Origin of the sequence: Xanthomonas sp. GW (assembly GCF_014236815.1) — a bacterium.
Lineage (GTDB): Bacteria > Pseudomonadota > Gammaproteobacteria > Xanthomonadales > Xanthomonadaceae > Xanthomonas_A.
Window position 1 is genome coordinate 2,447,000 of record NZ_CP051189.1, and the last position, 26,292, is coordinate 2,473,291.

Genomic DNA, 26,292 nt, shown 5'->3' on the forward strand with positions numbered 1-26,292 from the left:
CAGGGCGCATGTGGCCCTGCCGCCGCGTTGCGCTCAACCGGCCAGCTTGCCGAAGATGCGGAATCCCGCCAGCCACACGCCGATCATGCTGCCGAGGTTGGTCAGCAGGAAGGTCAGCACCACCCGCGAGACGCGGTTGCGGTACCAGCCGCGCAGGTTCTGCGCGTCGTCGCGCAGCGCCAGGAAGTCGCCGTAGGCCGGCTTGCGCATGTGCACCTCGACCAGTGCGCTGAACGCACCGGCCGGCACGCCGGGCCGGAACGGCTTCAGCGGCGCGGCGATGGCGCCGGCGATGATGCTCAGCGGATGGCCGCCGGCCAGCAGGCAGCCCAACCCGGCCAGGCCGCCGGTGAACAGCACCCACTGCAGCAGCAGGTCGGTGCCCAGCGCGAAGCCGCCGCGCCAGTAGCCCCAGGCGACGCCGCCGAGCACCAGCGCGGTCAGGGTCAGGGTGATCCACGGCACCTTTTTCTTGGTCGGCACGTCTTCCAGCGTCTTGCGCAACGTGGCCGGATCGTCCTGATCGTCCTGCAGGTGCCTGGCCAGGCCGGCCAGATGGCCGGCACCGACCACCGCCAGCACGTCGCGGATGCCCTCGGCGCGTGCGCTATCCAGATAGTCCGGGGTCGCGATCGGGGTCTGGCTGGGCGCGGTCCGCTGCGCGTGTTCCTCGCGCAGGCGGGTGGCCATGTAGCGGTCGCGCTCGGCGATGATGGTGTCGTACAGCGCCGGGCTTTCGCTGGCGAAGTCGCCGAAGCTGGCCTCGAGCATGTCGCCCTGCTTGAGCTTCTCGATCTCCGCCTCGCCGACCTCGTCGGAGGCGAACAGCCCGCCGAGCAGGCCGCTGCCGAGTTTGAGCTTGCCGAAGAAGCCGAGCCGGCCGGAAGCGCGCTTGAAGGTCAGCCCGACCTCGCGGTCGATCAGGTACACCGGCAGCTGCCGCTCGCGCGCCAGCAGCACCGCGCGCTTGAGTTCGGCGCCGGGTTCGATGCCCAGTTGCTCGGCCAGGCGCCGCTGGTAGGCGGCCAGCGCCAGGTTCGCTGCGAACAACGCCACCCGGCCCTTGCGGATCACCTGCACCAGGTCCAGCTTGGTCAGCGCGTCCGGGTCGGTCAGCGCCTGCAGCCGTTGCGGGTCCAGCTCCACCGCGACCGCATCGAAGCGGCCGCTGTCGATCGCCCGTTCCACGGCGGCGACGCTGGCCAGCGACACATGCGCGGTGCCGAGCAGGGTGTAGCGCACGCCATCGCGCTCGACGATGCGGTACGGCTGGCCGGCGAACAGGGCGTCGTCGCCGGCCTGGGAAAGTTCGTTCATTCCATCACTCATCGAAGGGCGCCTGGTCGGCGCCGGGGTGCGGCAGGTCTTGGGCTTGCAGCTGCCGCAGGTGCGGCGCGTCAGTCGATATAGCGCTTCAGCAGATCGCCATAGGCATCGATGCGGCGGTCGCGCAGGAACGGCCAGATCCGCCGCACGTGCTCGCTGCGCTGCAGGTCCACGTCGCAGACCAGCACGGTCGGTTCGGCGCCGGCTTCGGCGACGAACTCGCCCTGCGGGCCGAGCACGTGGCTGTTGCCCCAGAACTGGATGCCGGCCGCGCCCACCACGCCATCGGCGGCCAGCGGCGAGGCTTCGTGGCCGACCCGGTTGCAGCTGAGCACCGGCACGCCGTTGGCCACGGCATGGCCGCGATGGCTGAGGATCCAGGCGTCGCGCTGGCGCTCCTGCTCGGCCTGCTCGTCGCTGGGATCCCAGCCGATCGCGGTCGGATACAGCAGCAGTTCGGCGCCGGCCAGCGCCATCAGCCGCGCCGCTTCCGGATACCACTGGTCCCAGCACACCAACACGCCGAGGCGGCCGACCGAGGTCTGGATCGGGGTGAAGCCGAGATCGCCCGGGGTGAAGTAGAACTTCTCGTAGAAGCCCGGATCGTCCGGAATATGCATCTTGCGGTACTTGCCGAGCAGGCTGCCGTCCTTCTCGAACACCACCGCGGTGTTGTGGTACAGGCCGGCGGCGCGGCGCTCGAACAGCGACGCGACCAGCACCACGCCGTGGCGCTTGGCCAGCGCGCCGAGGCGCTCGGTGCTGGGGCCGGGAATCGGCTCGGCCAGGTCGAATTCGTCAACCGACTCGTGCTGGCAGAAGTAGGCGCCGTTGTGCAATTCCTGCAGCAGCACCAGCTGCGCGCCCTGCGCCGCGGCCTCGGCCACGCGCGATTCGATGACCGCCAGATTCGCCGCGGCATCGCCATGGTTGCGCTCTTGGATCAGCGCGACGGAAAGAGTGTTTCGGCTCATTGCGGAAGGATGGTCGGCGAAAGCGCGCATGGTAACGCGGATGGCGCCGCGGCAGGTTCCCGGCAGATGAATGCCGCCCGGCGCGGCGTGGGCATGTTCCGGTGGCTCGGTGTTGAAGGCGCCAGCGCCGCGCGACGCCGAATGCGGTGCGCTGCCCGAGTTCCACAGAGGGATCGGAATCCCGGCGTTCTGCCGCCATCGCCGCCTCGGGAGCGGAGTTCTCCGGCGGCGCGTATGGCGATTCCTGCGGGGCGGTGCGACCCGGCGAAAGCCTGCAGTCGATCCTATGCTTATGCGCCTTCGATCAGCGAACGCGGATCAGGCGGCCAGTACGCCCTCGGGCAACTGCATGGTGATGCAGTGCAGGCTGCCGTTCTGCCAGATCAGCGCGCGGCACGGAATCGGCACGATTTCGTGCTGCGGGAACGCCTGCGCCATCACCGCCTGCGCCTGCATATCGGCCGCATCGCCATAGGCCGGCATCAGCACTGCGCCGTTGACGATCAGGAAGTTGGCATAGGACGCGGCCAGGCGCCGGCCGTGGTCGAGCACCGGCTGCGCCCACGGCAGCGGGAACAGCCGGTACGGGCGACCGTCGGCGGTGCGTAACGCGGCCAGTTCGGCGCCCATCGCCTGCAGCTCGGCGTAATGCGAATCGCCGGCGTCGTCGCAGGCCTGATAGACGATCGCGTCTTCGCTGGCGAAGCGGGCGAGGGTGTCGATATGCGCGTCGGTGTCGTCGCCTTCCAGGTAGCCGTGGTCCAGCCACAGCACGCGCTGTTGCGCCAGCCAGTCGGCCAGGTCATGGCTCAGCGATTCGCGCGAGCGCTGCGGATGGCGTTCGTGCAGGCACTGCCAGGTGGTCAGCAGGGTGCCGGCGCCATCGCTGTCGATCGCGCCACCTTCCAGCGCGAAATCGATGCTGCGCACGTCGCTGCCGGCGAACAGCTGCTGCGCCGCAAGCGCGCTCACCAACTGGTCGTCGCGGCTCGCCTGGAACTTGCCGCCCCAGCCGGTGAAGCGGAAGTCCAGCAACTGGAAACCGCCGCCGTCCCGGGCCAGGGTGATCGGACCGGAGTCGCGCAGCCAGGTGTCGTCGTACTCGGCCTCGACGAACCGCACGCGCTGCATGTCGACCCGCGCCGAGCGCAGCCGCGCCTCGGCGTAGATCTGCAGGTCGGCATCGGCGACGCAGATCAGCACGCGCTGGTAGCGCACGATCGCCGCGACCAGCGCGATATAGGTCTCCTCGACCTCGGCCAGGCGCTCGGCCCAGTCGATACCGGCATGCGGCCAGGCGATCAGGATGGCGGACTGGGGCTCCCATTCCGCGGGAAGGCGAAGGCGATCAGTCATTGCGACCACTACTCACGTCGTGCCCAAGCCGAAGCTCAGGCTTTTCATTTGATCCCCGCACATGGATGTGCGGGCTCTTGCGAAGGGACTCGCATAAAAACTCTTGCGAGGGACTCGCATACCAACTCGCATCACCGAATCGCAGGCTTGGGTCCAACCTCGTTGGCATCGGCCTTGTTGGCGACCACGTCCACCACCTTGTGCTTCTCGAAGTACACAGTGAAGGCCGGATACACCCAGCGGTTGATCGTCGGCCACTGCCGCTTCTGTCCGCCGCGCGGTTCCAGCTTCGACTGCGGGGCGCCGTAGCGCGCCTCGACCTCGCCCATGCTCAGCCCGCGCGCCGGCATCGCCGCCACGGGTTCCTGCTTGACCCGCTCGACCAGCAGGGTCTCGGCGTGGGCGCCCCCGGCCAGGCCCAGGACGACCAGCAGCGGCAGTACGGACAGACGGTGCTTCATCACGGTGTGCTCTCCAGAGGACGAACGGCGATTACAGCAAATTTCGGCAACAAAAAACCGCCCGAAGGCGGCTTTCGTCGATGACCCGCAACCGTGCGCGCGGTGCCGCAGGGCGGGCCGTCGTCGGATCAGCGCTGGCGAGCCTTGAAACGCGGGTTCGACTTGCAGATCACGAAAACCTTGCCGCGGCGGCGGACCACCTTGCAGTCGCGGTGACGGGTCTTCGCCGACTTCAGGGAGGACAGGACTTTCATGGCACACCTCGGCGTAAACTTGTGGATTAGAGAAGGGTACGGCGTGGCGAAACCACGTCGCTGGATCAGTAAGCCGGCGAGTATAGCCTGGTTTTCTTCATGGTTTCAACTGCTTGCGCCAGCCCGGCCGGCGCCGGGGCTACAATGCGCCGCCCCCCGTCCGAGGAACCGCATGAACGACCCCGCTCCCGTCCTGACCATCGATGGCCCTTCCGGGGCCGGCAAAGGCACCGTCAGCCGCATCGTCGCCGGCAAGCTGGGCTGGCATTACCTGGATTCGGGCGCACTGTACCGGGCGGTCGGCGTGGCCGCTAGCTGGGCCAACCTGGACATTTCCGACGCCGCGGCGCTGGTGCGCTGCACCTTCGATACCCATGTCACCTTCGAGGACGTGGCCGGCGGCGGCCTGCGGGTCAGGATCAACGAGGTCGACGCCACCGACGAGCTGCGGCTGGAAACCACCGGCGCGGTGGCCTCGGCGATCGCCGCGATTCCGGAGGTGCGCGCGGCGCTGAAGCAGCGCCAGCGCGCCTTCCGGCGCCTGCCGGGGCTGGTCGCCGACGGCCGCGACATGGGTACGGTGATTTTCCCGGATGCCCCGTACAAGGTGTTCCTGACCGCCAGTGCCGAGGAGCGCGCCATGCGCCGGCATAACCAGTTGAAGGAAAAAGGAGTTTCCGTTATATTCGACGACCTGCTGCGCGAGATCATGGCCCGCGACGCACGCGATGCCCAACGTTCGGTGGCGCCCCTGAAGCCGGCAGACGATGCCGTCCTCCTGGATACCACGGGCATGGACATCGAACAGGTGGTCGGCCGCGTCCTGGAATTGCTGCGCACCTGAGGGCCGCGCCGGGAGTAGGGCAGCAGCATGGCGCCGCTTCGGTGGCATCCAGGCGATGTATCCGCAATCCGCTTCACACGTAACGCCGCACTACCGTTGTTCCACGCTCCGCCGCGCAATGTCGCGCTGCGGTTTTTCCCATTTCACACCCGGCCGCGGTTTGGGCCGACTAACCAGGTGGGCAGTTCGCCGTTTCCAGAAGAAACGCACTGTCCGTGTGTCCACGAGAGTAATTTCAATGACCGAATCATTTGCCGAACTGTTCGAAGCCAGTCAAACCAATCTGGCCAAGCTGAAGCCGGGCTCCATCGTCACCGGTATCGTCGTGGAAGTCCGCGGCGACGTGGTGGTGATCAACGCCGGCCTGAAGTCCGAAGGCATCGTGCCGATCGAACAGTTCCGTAACGACGCTGGCGAGATCGACGTCGCCGAAGGCGACCTGGTCAAGGTCGCCCTCGACTCGCTCGAGAACGGCTTCGGCGAAACCGTGTTGTCGCGCGAGAAGGCCAAGCGCGCGATGGTGTGGGACGAGCTGGAAGAAGCGTTGGAAAAGAACGAGACCATCACCGGCCGCATCAGCGGCAAGGTCAAGGGTGGTTTCACCGTGGACATCAAGGATGTCCGCGCGTTCCTGCCGGGTTCGCTGGTCGATGTGCGCCCCGTGCGCGACCCGGCCTACCTGGAAGGCAAGGAGCTGGAGTTCAAGCTCATCAAGCTGGACCGCAAGCGCAACAACGTGGTGGTCTCGCGTCGTGCCGTGGTCGAGAGCGAGCACTCGGAAGAGCGCGAGCAGCTGATGGACAAGCTGCAGGAAGGCGCGATCCTGAAGGGCGTGGTCAAGAACCTGACCGATTACGGCGCGTTCGTGGACCTGGGCGGCATCGACGGCCTGCTGCACATCACCGACATGGCCTGGAAGCGGGTGCGCCATCCGTCCGAAGTCGTGAACGTCGGCGACGAGCTGGACGTGCGCGTGCTGAAGTTCGACCGCGAGCGCAACCGCGTTTCGCTGGGTCTGAAGCAGCTGGGCGAGGATCCGTGGGACAACATCGCGCGTCGTTACCCGGCCAACAGCCGCGTGTACGGCAAGGTCTCCAACGTCACCGATTACGGCGCGTTCGTCGAGATCGAGCCGGGCGTGGAAGGCCTGGTGCACGTGTCGGAAATGGATTGGACCAACAAGAACGTCAACCCGTCCAAGGTCGTGCAGGTCGGCGACGAGGTCGAGGTCATGGTCCTGGACGTGGACGAGGAGCGTCGCCGCATCTCGCTGGGCATGAAGCAGGTCGCCGCCAATCCGTGGGAAACCTTCGCGGCCACCCACAAGAAGAACGACAAGGTGTCCGGCCAGATCAAGTCGATCACCGACTTCGGCATCTTCATCGGCCTGGACGGCGGCATCGACGGCCTGGTGCACCTGTCGGACATCAGCTGGAACACCACCGGCGAAGACATCGTGCGCAACTTCAAGAAGGGCGACACGCTGGAAGCCGTGGTGTTGGCGGTGGATCCGGAGCGCGAGCGCATCAGCCTGGGCGTCAAGCAGCTGGAGCAGGATCCGTTCGGCCAGTACATGGCGGCCAATCCGAAGGGTTCGAAGGTCGAGGGCGTGGTGCGTGAAGTGGACGCCAAGGGCGCCACCATCGACCTGGCCGACGGCATCGAGGGCTACGTCGCCGCGCGCGACATCGCCAACGAGCGCGTCGACGATGCGACCCAGCACCTGAAGGTCGGCGACAAGATCGAAGCCAAGTTCGTGGGCATGGACCGCAAGGGCCGCACCCTGCAGCTGTCGATCAAGGCCAAGGACGATGCCGAAATGCGCGAAGTGCTGGAGGAATACCAGTCCGCGTCGGGCGGCACCACCCAGCTGGGCGCGCTGCTGCGTGCGCAGTTGAACGGCAACAAGTCCGAGTAATCCGCCACACGCAGCGTTTCTGGCACGGCCCGGTTGATCCGGGCCGTGCCGGGTTGCGACCCCACCGCACGAATCCGAATGACCAAGTCCGAACTGATCGAAATCCTGGCGCGCAAGCAGGCGCATCTGAAGGCGGACGACGTCGATCTGGCGGTGAAATCGCTGTTGGAAATGATGGGCAGCGCGCTGTCCGGCGGAGACCGCATCGAGATCCGCGGTTTCGGCAGTTTTTCCCTGCATTACCGGCCGCCGCGCCTGGGACGCAATCCCAAGACCGGCGAGTCCGTCGCGCTTCCCGGCAAGCACGTGCCGCATTTCAAGCCTGGCAAGGAATTGCGCGAACGCGTCAGCGGCGTCGTTCCGGTCGAGTCCGACACGCCCTGATCCGCTCCGAGCCTGCGCTTTCGCGACCCGGACTTTCCCGGAACCCGCGCCTGTTCGGCTAATCTAGTGTCTCCCGACGCTGGAGAGCTTCATGAAAATTGCCCGTCTGCTGATATTGCTGGTGTTCCTGCTGGCCGGTCTGGTCATCGGATCGCTGAATTCGCAGCAGATCGTCATCAATTTCGGTGTCGCCGGCATCAACACCACCTCCGGCATCGCCATCATCGTTTCGCTGTTCGCCGGCGTGGTGATCGGCGCGGCGCTGGTACTGGCCACGTTGGTGATCCCGCTGTACGCCAAGCTGCGCCGCGCCAACAAGGCCGCGATCGCCGCTGCCGCGCCGGTCGTCGCACCGGTACCGACCTATACCCCGCCTGTGGACGGACGCTGATCTTCGATGGACTTCCTGACCGAGTGGTTCTGGTTCTTCCTGTTCCTGCCGCTGGCGGCGCTGAGCGGATGGGTGATCGGCCGCCGCGGTGGCCAGCGCCACGGCGACACGCAGGTCAGCCGGCTTTCCAGCACGTATTTCCGCGGCCTGAACTACCTGCTCAACGAAGAGCCGGACAAGGCGATCGAGCTGTTCCTGCACATCGCCGAACTGGACAAGGAAACCTTCGAGACCCAGGTCGCGCTCGGTCACCTGTTCCGCCGCCGCGGTGAAGTCGACCGCGCGATCCGCCTGCACCAGGGCCTGGTGCAACGCGCCGATCTCAGCGATCCGCAGCGCGTGCAGGCCTTGCTGGCGCTGGGCGAGGACTACATGAAATCCGGCCTGCTGGACCGCGCCGAGACCGTGTTCACCGAGCTGGCGCAGATCGACCAGCGCGCGCCGCAGGCCCTCAAGCACCTGATCGGCATCTACCAGGCCGAGCGCGACTGGGAAAAAGCGATCGACAACGCCACCCGCTACGAAGACGTGACCGGCGAGCCGATGGGCAAGCTGATCGCGCAGTTCGAATGCGAACTGGCCGACCGCTACCGCGCATCCGGCAAGCCCGAGCTGGCGCGCTCGGCGATCGCGCGCGCCTACCAGGCCGACGCCACCTCGGTGCGCGCCGGCATCCTGGAAGGGCGCATCGATGTGGACGACGGCAACGACGAGGCCGCGATCCGTGCCTTCGAACGCGCCGCGCGCCACGACCCGGACTACCTGCCGGAGATCATGCCGGCGCTGATGGATTGCTATCGCCGCCGCGGCAACGATCTCAGCGGCGCGCGCGCCTTCCTGTCGGAAATGACCGAGCACTATCGCGGCATCGCCCCGGTGCTGGCGCTGACCCGGCTGATGGAGTCGCAGGAAGGCGTGTCTGCGGCGCGCGCCTACCTCGGGCGGCAGCTGAAGGATCGGCCGTCGGTGCGCGGCGAGTCGGCGTTGATCGACCTGACCCTGGCCGAGGGCGCCGATTCCACCGCGACCCTGCAGGACCTGAAGCACATCACCGACCAGTTGCTGGTGCGCAATCCCAGCTACCGCTGCACGCGCTGCGGCTTCGGCGCGCGCACCCATCACTGGCAATGCCCGAGTTGCAAGGAGTGGGGCACGGTCAAGCCCTTGCTCAACTACGCGGTGGTGTAGATGCAGGTGGCAGGGTGGGTGCTGCTCGCCGCGCTGGCGACGTTCAGCGCGGTCGGGACCTGGTTGTCGCGCCGCTATGCCCTCAAGCGCAAGCTGATGGACGCGCCCGGCGAGCGGCGCAGCCATGCGGTGGCGACGCCGCGCGGCGGCGGTGTGGCGATCGTCGCCGCGGTGCTGGCGGCCTGCGCGTATTCGGCGACGCTGTGGCCGCAGCAGGGCATGGCCATCGCGGCGTTCGCTGGCGGACTGGTGCTGGTCGCCGGCATCGGCTGGTGGGACGATCACCGCCCGCTGTCGGCCGCGCTGCGGCTGCTGGTGCATGCGCTGGCCGCCACGCTGCTGGCCGGGCTTGTCTACCGATTGCACCAGAATCCCTGGCTGGCCGCGCTGACCTGGCTGGCGACGATCTCGCTGATCAACATCTGGAACTTCATGGACGGCATCAACGGCTTGGCGACCAGCCAGGCGATGCTGGTGGCGCTGGGTTTCGCCGTCTTGCTGCCCGCGCCGCTGCGCTGGCCGTGTTGGGTGCTGATCGTGGCCTGCGCCGGCTTCCTGCCGTTCAACTATCCGCGGGCGCGCATCTTTCTCGGCGACGTCGGCAGTGGCGCGTTGGGGTATCTGGTCGCCGCGCTGTTCGCGCTGGGCAATGTTGCGACCGAGCTCACGCCATGGTTGCTGTTGATACCAATATCCGCGTTCGTCATCGACGCAGGCTTCACGCTGCTGTCGCGCATGCTCGCCGGCGAACGCTGGTGGCAACCGCATGCGCAACATTTTTACCAGCGTTGGGTACATACAGGCAGGAGCCACACGGTTGTGACCTTCGCCTATGCCCTGTTCAGCATTGTCGCGATTACAATCGCCTGGTTCGGTGGAACGTTGCGCACCGGGGGGCAGGTTGGGTTGGCGTTTGCCTGGTACCTATCGGCGAGCGCACTTTGGCTGACTTTGCGCAAGGGACTGCGCTGAACTCTCATGGATAACTGATGCTTTCGATCCGCGACCGCTTTACTGAGCTGTTCCCCAAGGCCTCCGTGGTCGTGCACGATCTGGTGATCGTCTGGATCTGCTGGCAGCTGCTGCATGCGGCGCGCTACACAATGCTGCCCGGCGAGCATCCGTTGCCGTTGTGGAATCTCAATACCGCCATCGTGCTGTTGGCCCAGGGCCTGGTGTTCTGGAAGGTTGGGTTGTATCGCGGACTATGGCGCTTCGCCAGCGTTCCGGACTTGTTGAACATCTTCAAGGCCAGCTTCTACGGGCTGGTCGCGATCGTTCTGGGGCTGGCGTACAGCCGTTTCGATTCCATCCCGCTGTCGGTGCTGATGGTGTATCCGTTCGCGCTGTCGGCGCTGCTCGGCGCGCCGCGGCTGCTGTACCGCGCATGGAAGGACTATCAGATCGCGCATTCGGATGAGACCGCGCGACGCGTGCTGATCGTCGGTGCCGGCCGTGCGGCCGAGGCGCTGGTACGCGACCTGCGCCGTTCCGGCGCTTACAACCCGGTCGGCTACCTCGACGACGCCGGCCATCTGCATGGCGCCAAGCTGCAGGGCCTGCCGATTCTGGGCCGGATCGACGAAGCCGGCGCGATCGCCAAGGAAACCGCGGCCAAGCTGCTGGTCATCGCGATCCCGTCGCTGGATGCGGCCGGCATGCAGCGGGTGGTGGCGATCTGCGAAAGCACCGGGTTGCCGTTCCGCACCGTGCCGCGCCTGCTCGACGTGCTCGAAGGCCACTTTCTGCCGGGCGAACTGAAGGAGGTCGCGATCGAGGACCTGCTCGGACGCAAGCCGGTGACCCCGGACTGGAAGCTGATCAAGGGCTGGTTGTCCGGGCGTACGGTGATGGTGACCGGTGCCGGCGGGTCGATCGGTTCGGAGTTGTGCCGGCAGTGCGCGCGCCATGGCGCGCGCAAGGTAGTGCTGCTGGAGATCGACGAACTGGCGCTGATCACCATCCATGCCGATCTGCATCGCACCTTCCCCGATCTGGAGATCGAGTGCGTGCTCGGCGACTGCGGCGATCCGGCGGTGACCCGCCATGCGATGCGCATCGCCGAGCCGGATGCGGTGTTCCACGCCGCAGCCTACAAGCAGGTGCCGCTATTGGAGCGCCAGTTCCGCGAGGCGGTGCGCAACAACGTGCTGGCCACCGAGAACGTGGCCCGCGCCTGCGTCGCCGCCAAGGTCTCGACCTTCGTGTTCATCTCCACCGACAAGGCGGTGAATCCGGTCAACGTGCTCGGCGCCTCCAAGCGCTATGCGGAGATGGTGTGCCAATCGCTGGACGACCAGACGGTGGGCACGCGCTTCGTCACCGTGCGCTTCGGCAATGTGCTGGATTCGGCCGGCAGCGTGGTGCCGTTGTTCCGCGAGCAGATCCGCCAGGGCGGCCCGGTCACCGTGACCGATCCGCAGGTGACCCGCTATTTCATGACCATCCCCGAGGCCTGCCAGTTGATCGTGCAGGCCGCCGCGTCGGCCTCGCACGGCGCGATCTACACGCTGGACATGGGCGAGCCGGTGCCGATCCGGCTGCTCGCCGAGCAGATGATCCGCCTGGCCGGCAAGCAGCCAGGGCGCGACATCGCGATCGTCTACACCGGGCTGCGCCCGGGCGAGAAGCTGCACGAGACCTTGTTCTATTCCGACGAGAACTATCGCCCCACCTCGCATCCGAAGATCCTGGAAGCCGGTGCGCGCAGTTTCTCGCGCGAGAACGTGTTGCAGGGTCTGCAGCAGCTGCGCGCGGCGGTGGCCGAATACGACAGCGACGCGATCGAGAAAGTGCTGCGCACCACCATGCCCGAATTCGCGCCGCTGCGACAACAAGCCGGTCAGGATAGCTCCGCTACAATCGTCCCATTCCCCGCACGCGAGGCCAGAAGGCTCTGATGAGCAAGAGAATCCGCAAAGCAGTTTTTCCGGTTGCAGGTCTGGGTACCCGCTTCCTTCCCGCCACCAAGACGGTGCCCAAGGAAATGCTGCCGATCATCGATCGGCCGTTGATCCAGTACGCCGTGGACGAGGCGATCGAGGCCGGTTGCGACACCCTGATCTTCGTCACCAACCGCTACAAGCACGCGGTTGCGGATTACTTCGACAAGGCCTACGAGCTGGAGCAGAAGCTCGAGCGCGCCGGCAAGCTGGAGCAACTGGAACTGGTGCGCCATGTGCTGCCCAACGGCGTGCGCGCGATTTTCGTGACCCAGGCCGAAGCGCTCGGCCTCGGCCATGCGGTGCTGTGCGCCAAGCCGATCATCGGTGACGAGCCGTTCGCGGTGCTGCTGCCCGACGATCTGATCTGGAACCGCGGTCCGGGCGCGCTGGCGCAGATGGCCGACGTGGCCGAGCGTTCCGGCGCCAGCGTGATCGCGGTGCAGGACGTGCCGCACGAGAGCACCGGCAGCTACGGCATCGTCGCGACCGAGGCGTTCGACGGCAGCGAAGGCAAGATCACCGCGATCGTCGAGAAGCCCAAGCCGGCCGATGCGCCGAGCGACCTGGCCGTGGTCGGCCGCTATGTGCTCAGCTCCAAGATCTTCGATCTGCTGGAAAAGACAGTGCCGGGCGCCGGCGGCGAGATCCAGCTGACCGATGCGATCGCCGCGCTGATCGAGAGCGATCCGGTGCATGCGTACCGTTTCGAGGGGACCCGCTTCGACTGCGGTACTCATATCGGCCTGATCGAGGCGACCATCCGCTATGCGCTGGACCACGAGAAGCTGAGCAAGCCGGCCCAGGACATGATGCGTCGCGCCTTGGCCGACGTGGACGCCGGCAGCAAGTAAAAACGCGGCAACGCTGCCGGAGCGCGCGGGTCCGCCGCGTCGCGTACGGGGTTCGGCAGCGCAAACCGCCGCGCACGAAAAAGGGCAGCCTAGGCTGCCCTTTTTCGTGGTCGAGGCTCGGTATTCAGAGCGCTTCGATGATGCCCGCCGCACCCATGCCGGTGCCGATGCACATGGTGACCATGCCGTACTTCTGCTGGCGGCGGCGCAGGCCGTGCACCAACGTGGCGGTGCGGATCGCGCCGGTGGCGCCGAGCGGATGGCCGAGCGCGATCGCGCCGCCGAGCGGATTGACCTTGGACGGATCCAGTCCGCTGTCGCGGATCACCGCCAGCGACTGCGCGGCGAAGGCTTCGTTGAGCTCGATCCAGTCGATCTGGTCCTTGCTCAGCCCGGCCTGCTTGAGCGCCTTCGGGATCGCCGCGATCGGGCCGATGCCCATCACTTCCGGGCGTACGCCGGCGACCGAGAAGCTGACGAAGCGGGCGAGGGGAGTCAACCCGTAGTCCTTGATCGCCTGCTCGGAGGCCAGCAGCACCGCGCCGGCGCCGTCGCTCATCTGCGAGGAGTTGCCGGCGGTGACGCTGCCGCCGAACTGGCCGTTGCGGAACACCGGGCGCAGCTTGGCCAGGCCTTCGATCGAGCTGTCCGGGCGCGGACCTTCGTCGGTGTCGACCAGGCGCTTGCGCAGCGCGATGACGTTGCCGGCCAGGTCGGGCTGGTGCGACAGGATCTCGTACGGGGTGATCTCGTCGCGGAACTCGCCGGCGGCGATCGCGGCGATGGCCTTCTGGTGCGAGGCGAGCGCGAACGCGTCCTGGTCCTCGCGCGACACCTTCCACTCTTCGGCCACTTTCTCGGCGGTGATGCCCATGCCGTAGGCGATGGCGACGTGGTCGTCGGCGAACACGCTCGGCGACAGCGCGACCTTGTTGCCCATCATCGGCACCATCGACATCGACTCGGTGCCGCCGGCCAGCATCAGGTCGGCGTTGCCCAGGCGGATCTGGTCCGCGGCCAATGCCACGGCCTGGATGCCGGAAGAGCAGAAGCGGTTGATGGTCTGCCCGGCGACCGAATTCGGCAACCCGGCCAGCAGCACGCCGATGCGCGCCACGTTCATGCCTTGCTCGCCCTCGGGCATCGCGCAACCGATGATCGCATCGTCGATGCGCGAGAGATCGATGCCCGGCGCCTGCGCGACCACCGCGCGCAGCACGTGCGCCAGCATGTCGTCCGGACGGGTATTGCGGAACACGCCCTTGGGCGCCTTGCCGACCGGGGTACGGGTGGCGGCGACGATGTAGGCTTCCTGGATCTGTTTGCTCATGGCTTTCTCCGAAAGCCGGGATTGGGGATTCGGGATTGGGGATTCGTCAAAGCGAATCCCGGTGCCCCGAATGTACTTATGCCCGGCGGATGAATTGTTGGAGGGAATCGTTGGAGGATGGGGAGCCGCGGTTGCGAATCCCCAATCCCCAATCCCGAATCTCAGTTCCTCAACGGCTTACCCGTCTTGAGCATGTGCCCAATCCGCGCCTGGGTCTTTTCCTGCTGGGCCAGTTCGACGAAGTGCTTGCGCTCGAGCTTGAGCAGCCATTCCTCGTCCACCAGCGCGCCGCGGTCGACTTCGCCGCCGCACAGCACGGTGGCGATGCGGGTGGCGATCTCGTAGTCGTACTCGCTGATGAAGCGGCCTTCCAGCATGTTGACCAGCAGCATCTTGAAGGTGGCGATGCCGACGTCGCCGGCGACCTGGATGCGGCGTGCCGGCAGCGGCGGGCGGTAGCCGCTCTCGGCCAGCGCGCGCGCTTCGGCCTTGGCGATGTAAAGCGCCTCGTAGCTGTTGAACACGACCTTGTCGGTGCCGCGCAGCAGGCCCAGTTCCTTGGCGTTGACCGCCGAGGTGGACACCTTGGCCATCGCCACGGTCTCGAAGGTCTTCTTCAGTTCGGCGAACACGTCGCCGCCGGGGCCGGCCGCCTGCGAGGCGCGCACCGCGATCTCCTTCAGGCCGCCGCCGGCCGGCAGCAGACCGACGCCGGCCTCGACCAGACCGATGTAGCTCTCAAGTGCCGCCACGGTCTTGGCGCTGTGCATCTGGAATTCGCAGCCGCCGCCCAGAGCCAGGCCGCGTACCGCCGCGACCACCGGCACCAGCGAGTACTTGATGCGCTGGCTGGTGGCCTGGAAATTGGCGACCATCGCTTCGAACGCATCGACCTTGCCGGCCTGCAGCAGGCCCAGCGCGCCGGCCAGGTCGGCGCCGGCGGAGAAGGGTTCCTTGTGCTGCCACAGCACCAGGCCCTTGAAGTCCTTCTCGGCGCGGCCGACCGCTTCCTGCAGGCCGTCCAGCACCTGGTCGGATACGGTGTTCATCTTGGTCTTGAAGCTGACCACGGCGATGTCGTCGCCGTCGTGCCACAGGCGCAGGCCGTCGTTCTCGAACACGGTCTCGCCCGGCGCGAACTTCTCGCCCAGCAGCGGATCGGGGAAGCGCTGGCGCTGGTACACCGGCAGCGCCGAGCGCGGCAGCTTGGCGTTGCGCGCCGGGCTGTAGCTGCCCTCGGCGGCATGCACGCCGTCGCGGCCGTCGAACACCCAGTCCGGCAGCGGCGCGCTGGACATGGCCTTGCCGGCCACGATGTCGTCGGCGATCCACTGCGCCACCTGCTTCCAGCCGGCGGCCTGCCAGGTCTCGAACGGACCCAGCGACCAGCCGTAGCCCCAGCGGATCGCCAGGTCCACGTCGCGCGCGGTCTCGGCGATATCGGCCAGGTGGTAGGCGCTGTAGTGGAACAGGTCGCGGAACGTCGCCCACAGGAACTGCGCCTGCGGGTGCTGGCTCTCGCGCAGCTTGGCGAACTTCTCCGCCGGGTTCTTGATCTTCAGGATCTCCACCACTTCCGGCGCCGCGCTGCGGTCGGCCGGGCGGTAATCCTGCTTCTGCAGGTCCAGCACCACGATGTCCTTGCCGACCTTGCGGAAGATGCCGGCGCCGACCTTCTGGCCGAGCGCGCCCTTGGCGATCAGCGCGTCCAGCCACTTCGGCGAGGCGAAGTACTGGTGCCACGGATCGTCGGGCAGGGTATCGGCCATGGTCTTGATGACGTGGGCCATGGTGTCAAGGCCGACCACGTCGGAGGTGCGGTAGGTCGCCGACTTCGGCCGCCCGACCAGCGGGCCGGTCAGCGCGTCCACTTCGTCGAAGCCCAGGCCGGACTGCGCGGTGTGGTGGATGGTGGACAGGATCGAGAACACGCCGATGCGGTTGCCGATGAAGTTCGGGGTGTCCTTGGCGTAGACCACGCCCTTGCCCAGGGTGGTGACCAGGAACGCTTCCAGGCCTTCCAGCACCGCCGCATCGGTGCCCTTGGCCGGGATCAGCTCGGCCAGGTGCATGTAGCGCGGCGGGTTGAAGAAATGCACGCCGCAGAAGCGGTGGCGCAGCTGCTCGGGCAGCACGTCGGACAGCGCATTGATGCCCAGCCCGGAGGTGTTGGAGGCCAGCACCGCGTGATCGGCCACGAACGGAGCGATCTTCTTGTACAGGTCCTGTTTCCAGTCCATGCGCTCGGCGATGGCTTCGATGATCAGGTCGCAGCCGCGCAGCTGCTCCAGGCCCGATTCGTAGTTGGCCGGGGTGATCGCCTCGGCCAGCGTGGCGCTGGCGAGCGGGGCGGGGCTCAGCTTGGTCAGGTTGGCGATGGCCTTGAGCACGATGCCGTCGGGATGGCCGTCCTTGGCGGGAAGGTCGAACAGGACGGTGTCGACGCCGGCGTTGGTCAGGTGCGCAGCGATCTGCGCGCCCATCACACCCGCGCCCAGGACGGCGGCACGGCGGACTAGCAGGGGGTTGGACATAGCGATCAGCCTCTGTGGGTCAACGATTGCGGGATATGGACAGAACGGTTCTTGCGCAATTACGGCGCGGAGCGGGCCAGGAAGCCCGCCTCGGCGAAACGGATGAGCTCGCGCGCGGCGTGGGCGCGATGCGCGCCTTCGCTGACGCCGGCGGGGCGCTTGATCAGGCCGAAGTCGGCCATGGCATAGGTCAGGGCGCCGGCCAGGAAGTCCAGGCGCCAATACAGTTCTTCCTTGCTCAGTTCGGGCACGCACACGGCGATGGCCTTGCCGAACTCGCGCAGCACATGGCCGTAGTGGTCGGACAGGAACTGGCGCAGGCTGTCGTTCTTCTCGGCGTAGGCGCGGGCGATCACGCGCACGAAGGCGCCGCCGCTCTGGCGGTCCTGGGCCATCGCCAGCGCCGGCTCCACGAACGCGGCCAGCACCGGGCCGAGCTGGCCGGGATGCAGGCGCTGCGCGGCTTCCAGCTGCGCCAGGCGCGCGGCGGTCATCTCGTCCATGCGCCGCCGGAACACCTCGTTGACCAGGTTTTCCTTGGAGCCGAAGTGGTAGTTCACCGCGGCGATGTTGACGTCGGCCTGGCTGGTGACCTGGCGCAGCGACGTGCCGGAAAAGCCATGCTGGGCGAACAGTTCCTCGGCCGCACTGAGGATGCGGTCCTTGGTCGAGAAGTGCGCTTGCTTTGCCATGCGGCCGCCAGAATCAATCAAACGATTGTTTGAGTCTAGGCCTGGCGCCCGGTCGCGTCATGTTGCGATGCAGCATGATTCAGCCGGCGGCCGTGCAAAGCCCGCTGCGATTGGATAGAATTGTCCATCGCAATTCTGGCTAAGCCCGCGTTTTGACGCGGGTTTTTTTCATGCTAACCTCGGGCCATCTAAGTCTAGTGGCCCGCCCAACGGAGAAATTCCCATGGCGCTGGAGCGCACCCTGTCCATCATCAAGCCCGATGCCGTCGCCAAGAACGTCATCGGCGAGATCTATTCGCGTTTCGAGAAGGCCGGCCTGAAGGTCGTGGCCGCCAAGTACAAGCAGCTGTCGCGCCGCGAGGCCGAGGGCTTCTACGCCGTGCACCGCGAGCGTCCGTTCTTCAACGCGCTGGTCGAGTTCATGATCTCCGGCCCGGTGATGATCCAGGCGCTGGAAGGCGAGAACGCCGTGGCCGCGCACCGCGACCTGCTCGGCGCCACCAACCCGAAGGACGCCGCGCCGGGCACCATCCGCGCCGATTTCGCCGACTCGATCGATGCCAACGCCGCGCACGGTTCCGACTCGGTCGAGAACGCCGCCAACGAAGTGGCGTATTTCTTCGCCGCCACCGAAGTGGTTTCGCGCTAAGAGGTCATCGTGAACGAGGTCGTCCACACTCCGTTGGCGCTCGCCGATCCGATCCGGACCGGCGGCGCGACCAAGCAGAATCTGCTCGACCTCGATCGCGAGGGCCTGGAGCGTTTCTTCGCCGACACGCTCGGCGAAGCGCGCTACCGCGCCCACCAGGTGATGAAGTGGATTCACCATCGCTACGTCACCGACTTCGACCTGATGACCGACCTCGGCAAGGCGCTGCGCGCCAAGCTGCAGCAGCATGCCGAGGTCGTCGTCCCCAACATCGTGTTCGACAAGCCTTCCACCGACGGCACCCACAAGTGGCTGCTGGCCATGGGCAGCGACGGCAAGAACGCGATCGAGACCGTGTACATCCCCGACAAGGGCCGCGGCACGCTGTGCGTGTCCTCGCAGGTCGGCTGCGCGCTCAATTGCACGTTCTGTTCCACTGCCACCCAGGGCTTCAACCGCAACCTGTCCACCGCCGAGATCATCGGCCAGGTGTGGGTGGCGGCGCGGCACCTGGGCAACGTGCCGCACCAGCAGCGCCGTCTCACCAACGTGGTGATGATGGGCATGGGCGAGCCGCTGATGAATTTCGACAACGTCGTGCGCGCGATGAGCGTGATGCGCGACGATCTGGGCTACGGCCTGGCCAACAAGCGGGTCACGCTGTCGACCTCCGGCCTGGTGCCGATGATCGATCGCCTGTCCACCGAGAGCGACGTATCGCTGGCGGTTTCGCTGCATGCGGCCGACGACGCGCTGCGCGAGACGCTGGTGCCGCTGAACAAGAAATACCCGGTCGCCGAGCTGATGGCCGCGTGCGCGCGCTACCTGCGCGCCAACAAGCGCCGCGAATCGGTGACCTTCGAATACACGCTGATGAAGGGCATCAACGACCAGCCCGAGCACGCGCGGCAGCTGGCGCGGCTGATGCGCCAGTTCGACAACGCGGTGCAGGCTTCGAACGCGGGCAAGGTCAACCTGATTCCGTTCAATCCGTTCCCGGGCACGCGCTACGAGCGTTCCGGCGAAACGGAAATCCGCGCGTTCCAGAAGATCCTGCTCGATGCGCAAGTGCTGACCATGGTGCGGCGCACGCGCGGCGACGACATCGACGCGGCCTGCGGCCAGCTCAAGGGCCAGGTGCTAGATCGCACCCGGCGCCAGGCCGACTTCCAGCGCCAGTTGCAGACCCAGGCGGACCGGGATGCGGCCGCCTAAGCATTTTCTGGCCATCGTTGCATTGGCCGCGGCGCTGCTGGTGTTGTCGGCGTGCGCCGGGCACGGCACCACGCCGGGCAAGCTGCGTAATGTCGAGCAGGTGGCACCGGAATACGACTTCCGCGACAGCGGCGAGGTCAAGGCGCGCTACGCGCTGCAGGAACAACTCGGCCTGGCCGGCAACCGGCTCAGCGGCGGCGATCTGGCCGGCGCCGAGGAGCATGCGCGCAAGGCGCTGGCGCTTGCTCCGGATTCGGTACAGGCGCACACGCTGCTGGCAGTAGCCGCTGGCCGCCGCGGCGATACGGCCACGGCCGGCGAGCATTACCGCAAGGCCGCCGAACTGGCGCCGAACCGCGGCGAGTCCTTGAACAACTACGGCGCCTGGCTGTGCGCGAACGGTGCCGCCGCCGACGCGCTGCAGTGGTTCGATCGCGCGCTGCAGGCGCCCGGCTACGCCACGCCGGCGTCGGCCCTGGCCAATGCCGGCGGTTGCGCGTTGCAGATCGGCCAGCGCGAGCGCGGCGTACGCGACCTGCGCAAGGCGCTGGCGCTGGAGCCGGGCAATGCCTACGCGCTGGAAGCGATGGCGCGCGACGAAGCGGCGCAGGCGCGCTTTTTCGAGGCGCGGGCCTTCTCGGAGCGGCGTCTGGCGGCTGCGCCGGCCACGGTATCCGTGTTACAACTTGCTATTCAGATTGAACAAGGGCTGGGCGACATGGCTGCTGCCGGCCGTTACCAACAGCGGTTGCGCAAGGAGTTTCCCGATGCCGCGACCACGACTCCCGGGGCTAGTGCATTGTGATCAGTGATTCCAATCCGAACGCTTTCGACGGCGCCAAAGGTTGCGGGCAACAGCTCCGCGAAGCGCGCGAAGCGGCGGGCCTGAGCATCGACGAGGTCGGTGGCCGCTTGCGCATGCCGGTGCGCGTGATCAGCGCGCTGGAAGCGGAACAGTGGCATAGCCTCGGCGCGCCGGTGTTCGTGCGCGGCCAGCTGCGCAGCTACGCGCGCCTGCTCGGGGTGGACCTGGGGCCGCTGCTGGAGAGCGCGCAGATCGCGCCGGTGCAGCCGGTGGAGCTGATCAGCCATACGCATACCCCGCCGCTGCGGCGCATGCTCGAGAGCGCGACCCGGCGCATGGTGTACGTGGTGATCACTGCCGGACTGGCAGTGCCGGTCTGGTACGCGACCCGCACCCATTTCGCCGACGACGGCCCGAGCACCGCGTCGCTGGACGTGGTGCCGGCGACTCCGGGCGATGCCGCGCAGCCCGCGACGGCCGGCGCCGGCGGCAACCCGGCCCCGGCCGCCGCGTCGGGCAATCGCCCCGCGCCGCCTGCGGCGCCGTACATCGCCTCGCTGACGCCGCTGCCGCGCGCCTCCAGCGAGGCGGAAAAGCCTGGCCTGAGCCTGTCGTTCCAGGGCGACAGCTGGGTGCAGATCATCGCCCCGGACGGCACGCCGCTGGAAAAGGCGCTGCTGAAAGCCGGCGAAAAGCGCGACTACGCGCCGGGTCAAGTGGGCCGCATCGTGCTTGGCAATGCGTCGGCGGTCCAGGTTCAGCAATCCGGTAGTACCGTGGATCTGACTCCGTACAAGCGCGCGAACGTGGCCCGCTTTGCGGTATCCTCTGACGGTTCCGTGGTGCCAGCGTCCGAGTGACGGCGGCGCGGTTCCTCAATCTCAACATTCCATGTCCCGTCGTTGCGGCGGGGCGAGAGTACGCATGGCGATCGACGACCTGCTCGACGAGCACGAACAAAGCGAACGCGTCCGCACTTGGCTCAGGAAAAACGGCGCCGGCCTGATCGGCGGCATTGCCCTGGGCATCGGCGCGATCATTGGCTGGCAGTGGTGGACCAAGCAGCATTCCAACGATCTGGCGCTGGCCAATTCCCACTACGACGCCGTGCTCAAGAGCATCCAGGCCAAGCAACTGGACAAGGCCAGCAAGGACATGGCGGCGCTGCAGCAGGGTCCGGCCAACATCTATGCCGAACTGGCCGCGCTGCGCCTGGCCAAGGCGCAAGCCGATGACGACAAGTACGACCAGGCCCTGGCGACGCTGCGCGGCCTCAAGGCCGAGGGCGAGCTGAAACTGCTGATCGACCAGCGCGTGGCGCGGTTGCTGATCCAGACCGGCAAGAGCGACGAAGCGCTGAAGCTGCTGGCCTCGGCCGACGACAACCAGAGCCTGGAGATCCGTGGCGATGCGCTGATCGCGCAGGGCAAGCGCGATGCGGCACGCGAAGCGTATGCCAAGTCGTTGACCACCCTGGACGTGGCGGCGCCGCAACGGCGACTGCTGGAAACGAAGTTGATGGATGCGGGCGGCACCGTGCCGAATCCTGCGGAGCCGATCTGATGAAGGTAGTCATGTTCAAGCGCATCGCGACCATCGCGCTGCTGGGTCTGGCGCTGTCCGGTTGCAGCACGGTCAAGGGCTGGTTCGCGGGCAAGGACGCGGCCGCCAAGAAGGCCGCCGAGCCGGCCGAGCTGGTCGATTTCAAGCCGTCGGTGAAGATCGTCAAGCTGTGGTCCACCGATGCCGGCAAGGGCGAGAAGCGGATCGGCGTGCGCCAGCATCCGGCCGTGGCCGACGGCAAGGTGTACCTGGCCGCGGCCTCCGGTTCGGTCTATGCGCTGGACCTGCAGACCGGCAAGACGCTGTGGGAATACGACGCCAAGAAGGCGCGCAAGGAGCGCCTGTCGCAGGTGCAGGAGCAGCCGGAGAGCCAGGTCGAGGGCGAGTCCAGCAAAGGCCTGTCCAAGGACGAGCGCGCCGCCTACAAGCAGCGCCTGCGCAACGAGAAGCAGCAGGCGAAGGAGCGCAAGCGGCTGGAGAAGAACCGTCCGTTGCCGCGCTTCGCCGGTGGTCCTGGCGTAGGCGAAGGCTTGGTCGTCGTCGGTGGCCTCAATGGCGAAGTGATCGCGCTCGATGCCGTCAGCGGCACCGAGAAGTGGCGTGCCAAGGTGCCCAACGAAGTGATCGCCGCGCCGGTGGTCTCGCAGAACATGGTGTTCGTGCGCAGCAACGACGGCCACGTCACCGCATTCGATGCGAGCACCGGGCAGCAGCGTTGGTTCCATGTGCAGGAACTGCCGACGCTGACCGTGCGCGGCAACGCGCCGGTGGTGGCCGGCCCGGGCGTGCTGTTCATCGGCAACGACGACGGCACCCTGGCGGCGCTGGCGATGCAGGACGGGCGCGTGCTGTGGGAGCAGACCATCGGCGTGCCGGAAGGCCGCACCGAACTGGAGCGCATGTCCGACGTGGACGGCGCACCGGTGCTCGACGGCACCACCGTGTACGCGACCAGCTTCAAGAATCAGACTGTGGCGCTGGAAGGCCCGAGCGGGCGTCCGCTGTGGACCCGCGATCATGGCGGCGCCGGCGGTGTCGCGGTCAATTCCGGCAGCGTGGTGGTGGCCGACAATGCCGGCTCGGTGTGGGCGCTGGACAAGGCCTCCGGCTCGGCGACCTGGTCGCAGCCGGCGCTGGCGCGGCGTTCGCTGACCGGCGTGGCGATCCAGGGCGACTACGCCGTGGTCGGCGACTACAAGGGTTATCTGCATTGGTTGAAGCTCGACAACGGCGAGATCGCCGCACGCGAGCGAGTGGGACGCAAGGCGCTGGTAGCGCAGCCGGTGGTAGCCGATGGCATCCTGCTGGTCCAGAACACGAAAGGCGACCTGACCGCGTTCCGGTTGGGTCAATAAAGGAAGGGAATTCGCGATGCTGCCGCTGGTCGCCCTGGTTGGACGGCCGAATGTCGGCAAGTCCACGCTATTCAACGCGCTCACGCGCAGCCGCGACGCGCTGGTCCATGACCAGCCCGGCGTCACCCGCGATCGCAACTACGGAGTCTGCCGGCTGGAGCCGGACACCCCGTTCGTGATCGTCGACACCGGCGGCATTTCCGGCGAGGAAGAAGGCCTGGCCGGCGCGACCGCCGACCAGGCGCGCTCCGCTGCCGGCGAAGCCGACCTGGTGCTGTTCGTGGTCGATGGCCGCGAGGGGTCCTCGTCGCTCGACGACGAGATCCTGGCCTGGCTGCGCAAGCTGGCGCGGCCGACGCTGCTGCTGATCAACAAGATCGACGGTACCGACGAAGACCAGGTGCGCGCCGAGTTCGCGCGCTATGGCCTGGGCGAGGCCATCGCGGTGTCCGCGGCGCATCGCCATGGCATCGACGATCTGCTCGAGGAAGTGCTGTCGCGCTTGCCGGAAGAGGGCGCCGGCGAGACGCTGGACACCGATCCCAAGCGCATGCGCATCGCCTTCGTCGGCCGGCCCAACGTCGGCAAGTCGACGCTGGTCAACCGCTTGCTCGGCGAGGAGCGGATGATCGCCTCCGAAGTGCCGGGCACCACCCGCGATTCGATCGCGGTCGATCTGCAGCGCGAAGACCGCCTGTACCGGCTGATCGACACTGCCGGCCTGCGCCGTCGCGGCCGGGTCGAGGAGGCGGTGGAGAAGTTCAGCGTGTTCAAGACGCTGCAGGCGATCGAGCAATGCGAGGTCGCGGTGCTGCTGCTCGACGCCACCGAAGGCGTCACCGACCAGGACGCCAGCGTGCTCGGCGCGATCCTGGACGCCGGCCGCGCGCTGGTGGTGGCGGTCAACAAGTGGGACGGGCTGACCGACTACCAGCGCGAGCAGGCCGAGGCGCTGCTGTCGCGCAAGCTCGGCTTCGTGCCCTGGGCCGAAGCGGTGCGGATCTCGGCCAAGCATGGCTCCGGCCTGCGCGAACTGTTCCGCTCGATCCACAGCGCGCATGCCTCGGCGATCCGCGAATTCAGTACCAGCGAAGTCAACCAGGCGCTGGAAGTGGCCTACGAGACCAATCCGCCGCCGAGCATCCGCGGCCATGTCTCCAAGCTGCGCTACGTGCATCCGGGCGGCAGCAATCCGCCGACCTTCATCGTCCACGGCACGCGCCTGAAGGTGCTGCCGGAATCGTACAAGCGCTATCTGGAGAACTTCTTCCGCAAGCGCTTCAAGCTGGTCGGCACGCCGGTGCGCTTCATGTTCCGCGAAGGCGCCAATCCGTACGAAGGCAAGAAGAACGTGCTGACCGAGCGCCAGATCGCCAAGAAGCGGCGCTTGATGAAGCACGTCCGCGGCAAGTAGCCGATGGATGCGCAGCGCGAGGTCACGCTGGGCATCCTCGCCGGCGGCCGCGCGCAACGCCTGGGCGGTTGCGACAAGGCCTGGCTGCAACGCGACGGGCAAGCGCTGGTGCAGCGCCTGGCGCAGGCCTTGGCGCCCGCGGTCGCGGCGGTGCTGGTCAGCGCCAACCGCGACCTGCCGCGCTACGCCGCCGCCGGACTGCGCGCGCTGCCCGACCGGATCGCCGCGCCGCCTGGCGCCGAACGCTCGCTGGGGCCGATCGCCGGCCTGGACGCGCTGGCCGCGGCCTGCGCCACGCCTTGGCTGCTGACCTTGCCGGTGGACCTGTGCCGGCTTCCGCCAGCGCTGCTGGACCGGTTGATCGACGCCAGGGGCGATGGGGATGGCGCCTATGCCGAGGACGACGACGGCCCGCAGCCGCTGGTGGCGCTGTACCGCGTCGCCAGCTTGCGTCCCGCGCTGGCCGCGGCGCTGGATGCCGGGCGCTACGCGCCGCGCGCCCTGCAGCAGCAGTTGGCGCTGGCCTGCGTGCCGCTGCCCGGGTTGACCCTGGGCAACCTCAACACGCCGCAGGACCTGCGCGCAGCGGGTATCCTGCCGGCGCCATGAACGACTATCCCTCCCGTATTGCCTATTCCGAGGCGCTGGCCATCGTCGCCGCCGTCGCCCTGTCGCGCCCGTTGCCGGCCGAACGCCTGGCGCTGCCGCGCGCCGACGGCCGCATCCTGCTCGAACCGCTGGACGCGCCGATCGACCTGCCGCCGTTCGCCAACAGCGCGATGGACGGCTTCGCGCTGCGCCATGCCGATCTGCATCCGGATGCGCCGACCGTGCTGCGCCTGGCCGGCGAGCAGTTCGCCGGCGAGGACCTGCGGCAGGCGATCGGCGTCGGCGAATGCCTGCGCATCACCACCGGCGCGCCCCTGCCGGCGGGTGCTGATACGGTGGTGATCAAGGAAAACGTGGTCGAGCGCGACGGCCAGGTACAGGTGCCGGCCGCGCCGGTCGCCGGCGCGCACGTGCGTACGCGCGGCGAGGACGTGCGCGCCGGCGAGCGCGTGCTCGAAGCGGGCGTGGCGTTGACGCCGTCGCGGATCGGCCTGGCCGCCGCGCTCGGCGTGGCGCAGGTGGCGGTGGCGTCGCGACCGACCGTGGCGGTGTTCGCCACCGGCGACGAGTTGGTCGAGCCGGGCATGCCGCTCAAGCCCGGGCAGGTCTACAACAGCAACCGCGACATGCTGATGGCGCAACTGCGTTTGCTCGGCCTGGAGCCGACCGCGTGGCCGACGCTGCCGGACGATCCGCTGCGGATCGACAGCATGCTCAGCGATGCGGCCTCGGCGTTCGACGTGGTGCTGACCTGCGGCGGCGTCTCCGCCGGCGAGAAGGACTACCTGCCGCGGCTGCTGGCCGAGCGCGGCCGCATCCATTTCTGGAAGGTGCGCATGCGCCCGGGCATGCCGCTGCTGTTCGGCGAACTGGATCGCGCCCTGTTCTTGGGCCTGCCAGGCAATCCCGTGTCGGTGCTGGCCACGTTCATGGCGATCGGGCGGCCGCTGCTGGACGCGCTGCAGCAGCGCGCCGAGCCGCGCCCGCAATGGCGCGCGCGGCTGGCCTCGGGTTGGGACAAGCGCCACGACCGCCTGGAATTCCTGCGCGGGCGCATGCGCTGCGACGCGCACGGACAGCTGTGGGTGGAGCCGAATCCGGCGGACGGTTCGCACCGCCTGCGCGGCGCCGCCGACAGCGACGTGCTGCTGCGCCTGGACGAGGGCGCGCGCCATTTCGACGCCGGCGAGGTGGTCGAGGTGTTTCCGTACTGAGCCGCGCGTGCGTGCGTTTC

General features: G+C 67.6%; 25 protein-coding genes. 17 read left to right on the forward strand and 8 right to left on the reverse strand.

What is annotated here, in order from left to right; genetic code table 11:
- Positions 1 to 33: 33 nt before the first annotated feature.
- The 5 genes from HEP73_RS10300 to ykgO all read right to left on the reverse strand — a co-directional run bounded on the left by HEP73_RS10300 (position 34) and on the right by ykgO (position 4,371).
- Positions 34 to 1,329 carry a TraB/GumN family protein gene (locus HEP73_RS10300; protein ID WP_458309664.1) on the reverse strand — a complete coding sequence of 432 codons (1,296 nt, stop codon included), beginning with the start codon at positions 1,327 to 1,329 and terminating at the stop codon, positions 34 to 36.
- Between the two features lie 68 nt (positions 1,330 to 1,397).
- A complete protein-coding gene (locus HEP73_RS10305; protein WP_185816292.1) occupies positions 1,398 to 2,300 on the reverse strand; it encodes a carbon-nitrogen hydrolase in 903 nt (300 codons plus the stop codon).
- Positions 2,301 to 2,618: 318 nt separating this feature from the next.
- Complete coding sequence (locus HEP73_RS10310) at positions 2,619 to 3,656, reverse strand: agmatine deiminase family protein (RefSeq protein WP_185823091.1); 1,038 nt, start codon at positions 3,654 to 3,656, stop codon at positions 2,619 to 2,621.
- Positions 3,657 to 3,787: 131 nt separating this feature from the next.
- Positions 3,788 to 4,117 carry a hypothetical protein gene (locus HEP73_RS10315; protein WP_185816294.1) on the reverse strand — a complete coding sequence of 110 codons (330 nt, stop codon included), beginning with the start codon at positions 4,115 to 4,117 and terminating at the stop codon, positions 3,788 to 3,790.
- Positions 4,118 to 4,245: 128 nt separating this feature from the next.
- Entirely contained in the window at positions 4,246 to 4,371 is a 126-nt protein-coding gene (gene ykgO, locus HEP73_RS10320) for a type B 50S ribosomal protein L36 (protein WP_005913193.1), read from the reverse strand.
- A gap of 172 nt (positions 4,372 to 4,543) precedes the next feature.
- Here ykgO and cmk point away from each other — a divergent pair, with 172 nt between their 5' ends.
- The 8 genes from cmk (at position 4,544) to galU (ending at position 12,892) form a co-directional block, all read left to right on the forward strand.
- Positions 4,544 to 5,215, forward strand: a complete 672-nt coding sequence (gene cmk, locus HEP73_RS10325) for a (d)CMP kinase (protein WP_185823092.1) — start codon at positions 4,544 to 4,546, stop codon at positions 5,213 to 5,215.
- Positions 5,216 to 5,453: 238 nt separating this feature from the next.
- Entirely contained in the window at positions 5,454 to 7,133 is a 1,680-nt protein-coding gene (gene rpsA / locus HEP73_RS10330; protein WP_185816296.1) for a 30S ribosomal protein S1, read from the forward strand.
- A gap of 78 nt (positions 7,134 to 7,211) precedes the next feature.
- Positions 7,212 to 7,517 (forward strand): integration host factor subunit beta, encoded by a 306-nt coding sequence (locus HEP73_RS10335; protein WP_179564946.1) that lies wholly within the window; start codon positions 7,212 to 7,214, stop codon positions 7,515 to 7,517.
- A 91-nt stretch (positions 7,518 to 7,608) separates the two neighbouring features.
- Entirely contained in the window at positions 7,609 to 7,908 is a 300-nt protein-coding gene (locus HEP73_RS10340; protein ID WP_185816297.1) for a LapA family protein, read from the forward strand.
- Positions 7,909 to 7,914: 6 nt separating this feature from the next.
- Positions 7,915 to 9,096 carry a lipopolysaccharide assembly protein LapB gene (gene lapB / locus HEP73_RS10345; protein WP_179564944.1) on the forward strand — a complete coding sequence of 394 codons (1,182 nt, stop codon included), beginning with the start codon at positions 7,915 to 7,917 and terminating at the stop codon, positions 9,094 to 9,096.
- Positions 9,097 to 10,068 carry an MraY family glycosyltransferase gene (locus HEP73_RS10350; protein WP_185823093.1) on the forward strand — a complete coding sequence of 324 codons (972 nt, stop codon included), beginning with the start codon at positions 9,097 to 9,099 and terminating at the stop codon, positions 10,066 to 10,068.
- Positions 10,069 to 10,085: 17 nt separating this feature from the next.
- Positions 10,086 to 11,996 (forward strand): polysaccharide biosynthesis protein, encoded by a 1,911-nt coding sequence (locus HEP73_RS10355; protein WP_185823094.1) that lies wholly within the window; start codon positions 10,086 to 10,088, stop codon positions 11,994 to 11,996.
- The gene (galU, locus tag HEP73_RS10360; RefSeq protein ID WP_185816300.1) at positions 11,996 to 12,892 is read left to right on the forward strand and encodes a UTP--glucose-1-phosphate uridylyltransferase GalU; all 897 of its coding nucleotides are present in this window, start codon (positions 11,996 to 11,998) and stop codon (positions 12,890 to 12,892) included. The genes HEP73_RS10355 and galU overlap by 1 nt, the downstream gene beginning before the upstream one ends.
- A 124-nt stretch (positions 12,893 to 13,016) precedes the next feature.
- On the opposite strand, the gene HEP73_RS10365 is transcribed toward galU, so the two are convergent.
- The 3 genes from HEP73_RS10365 to HEP73_RS10375 all read right to left on the reverse strand — a co-directional run bounded on the left by HEP73_RS10365 (position 13,017) and on the right by HEP73_RS10375 (position 17,448).
- A complete protein-coding gene (locus HEP73_RS10365; protein WP_185816301.1) occupies positions 13,017 to 14,222 on the reverse strand; it encodes an acetyl-CoA C-acyltransferase in 1,206 nt (401 codons plus the stop codon).
- Between the two features lie 161 nt (positions 14,223 to 14,383).
- A complete protein-coding gene (locus tag HEP73_RS10370) occupies positions 14,384 to 16,756 on the reverse strand; it encodes a 3-hydroxyacyl-CoA dehydrogenase/enoyl-CoA hydratase family protein (RefSeq protein ID WP_185823095.1) in 2,373 nt (790 codons plus the stop codon).
- Positions 16,757 to 16,815: 59 nt separating this feature from the next.
- Complete coding sequence (locus tag HEP73_RS10375; RefSeq protein WP_185823096.1) at positions 16,816 to 17,448, reverse strand: TetR/AcrR family transcriptional regulator; 633 nt, start codon at positions 17,446 to 17,448, stop codon at positions 16,816 to 16,818.
- Positions 17,449 to 17,671: 223 nt separating this feature from the next.
- Here HEP73_RS10375 and ndk point away from each other — a divergent pair, with 223 nt between their 5' ends.
- The 9 genes from ndk to HEP73_RS10420 all read left to right on the forward strand — a co-directional run bounded on the left by ndk (position 17,672) and on the right by HEP73_RS10420 (position 26,272).
- Positions 17,672 to 18,097, forward strand: a complete 426-nt coding sequence (gene ndk, locus HEP73_RS10380) for a nucleoside-diphosphate kinase (RefSeq protein WP_002812972.1) — start codon at positions 17,672 to 17,674, stop codon at positions 18,095 to 18,097.
- Between the two features lie 9 nt (positions 18,098 to 18,106).
- Positions 18,107 to 19,312, forward strand: a complete 1,206-nt coding sequence (gene rlmN, locus HEP73_RS10385) for a 23S rRNA (adenine(2503)-C(2))-methyltransferase RlmN (RefSeq protein ID WP_458309665.1) — start codon at positions 18,107 to 18,109, stop codon at positions 19,310 to 19,312.
- Positions 19,313 to 19,334: 22 nt separating this feature from the next.
- Positions 19,335 to 20,117, forward strand: coding sequence for a tetratricopeptide repeat protein (locus HEP73_RS10390; protein WP_185823374.1), 783 nt, complete (start codon positions 19,335 to 19,337; stop codon positions 20,115 to 20,117).
- Positions 20,114 to 20,977 (forward strand): helix-turn-helix domain-containing protein, encoded by an 864-nt coding sequence (locus tag HEP73_RS10395; protein ID WP_185816304.1) that lies wholly within the window; start codon positions 20,114 to 20,116, stop codon positions 20,975 to 20,977. Before HEP73_RS10390 ends, HEP73_RS10395 begins: the two co-directional genes overlap by 4 nt.
- A 64-nt stretch (positions 20,978 to 21,041) precedes the next feature.
- Positions 21,042 to 21,680 carry a YfgM family protein gene (locus tag HEP73_RS10400; RefSeq protein ID WP_185816305.1) on the forward strand — a complete coding sequence of 213 codons (639 nt, stop codon included), beginning with the start codon at positions 21,042 to 21,044 and terminating at the stop codon, positions 21,678 to 21,680.
- Complete coding sequence (bamB, locus tag HEP73_RS10405) at positions 21,680 to 23,035, forward strand: outer membrane protein assembly factor BamB (RefSeq protein ID WP_458309666.1); 1,356 nt, start codon at positions 21,680 to 21,682, stop codon at positions 23,033 to 23,035. The genes HEP73_RS10400 and bamB overlap by 1 nt, the downstream gene beginning before the upstream one ends.
- A 16-nt stretch (positions 23,036 to 23,051) precedes the next feature.
- Positions 23,052 to 24,449, forward strand: coding sequence for a ribosome biogenesis GTPase Der (der, locus tag HEP73_RS10410; protein ID WP_185816306.1), 1,398 nt, complete (start codon positions 23,052 to 23,054; stop codon positions 24,447 to 24,449).
- Between the two features lie 3 nt (positions 24,450 to 24,452).
- Positions 24,453 to 25,058 (forward strand): molybdenum cofactor guanylyltransferase, encoded by a 606-nt coding sequence (gene mobA / locus HEP73_RS10415; RefSeq protein WP_185823097.1) that lies wholly within the window; start codon positions 24,453 to 24,455, stop codon positions 25,056 to 25,058.
- On the forward strand, positions 25,055 to 26,272 hold the full coding sequence (locus tag HEP73_RS10420; RefSeq protein ID WP_185823098.1) for a molybdopterin molybdotransferase MoeA: 1,218 nt from the start codon (positions 25,055 to 25,057) through the stop codon (positions 26,270 to 26,272). Before mobA ends, HEP73_RS10420 begins: the two co-directional genes overlap by 4 nt.
- The last annotated feature ends 20 nt before the right edge of the window (positions 26,273 to 26,292 follow it).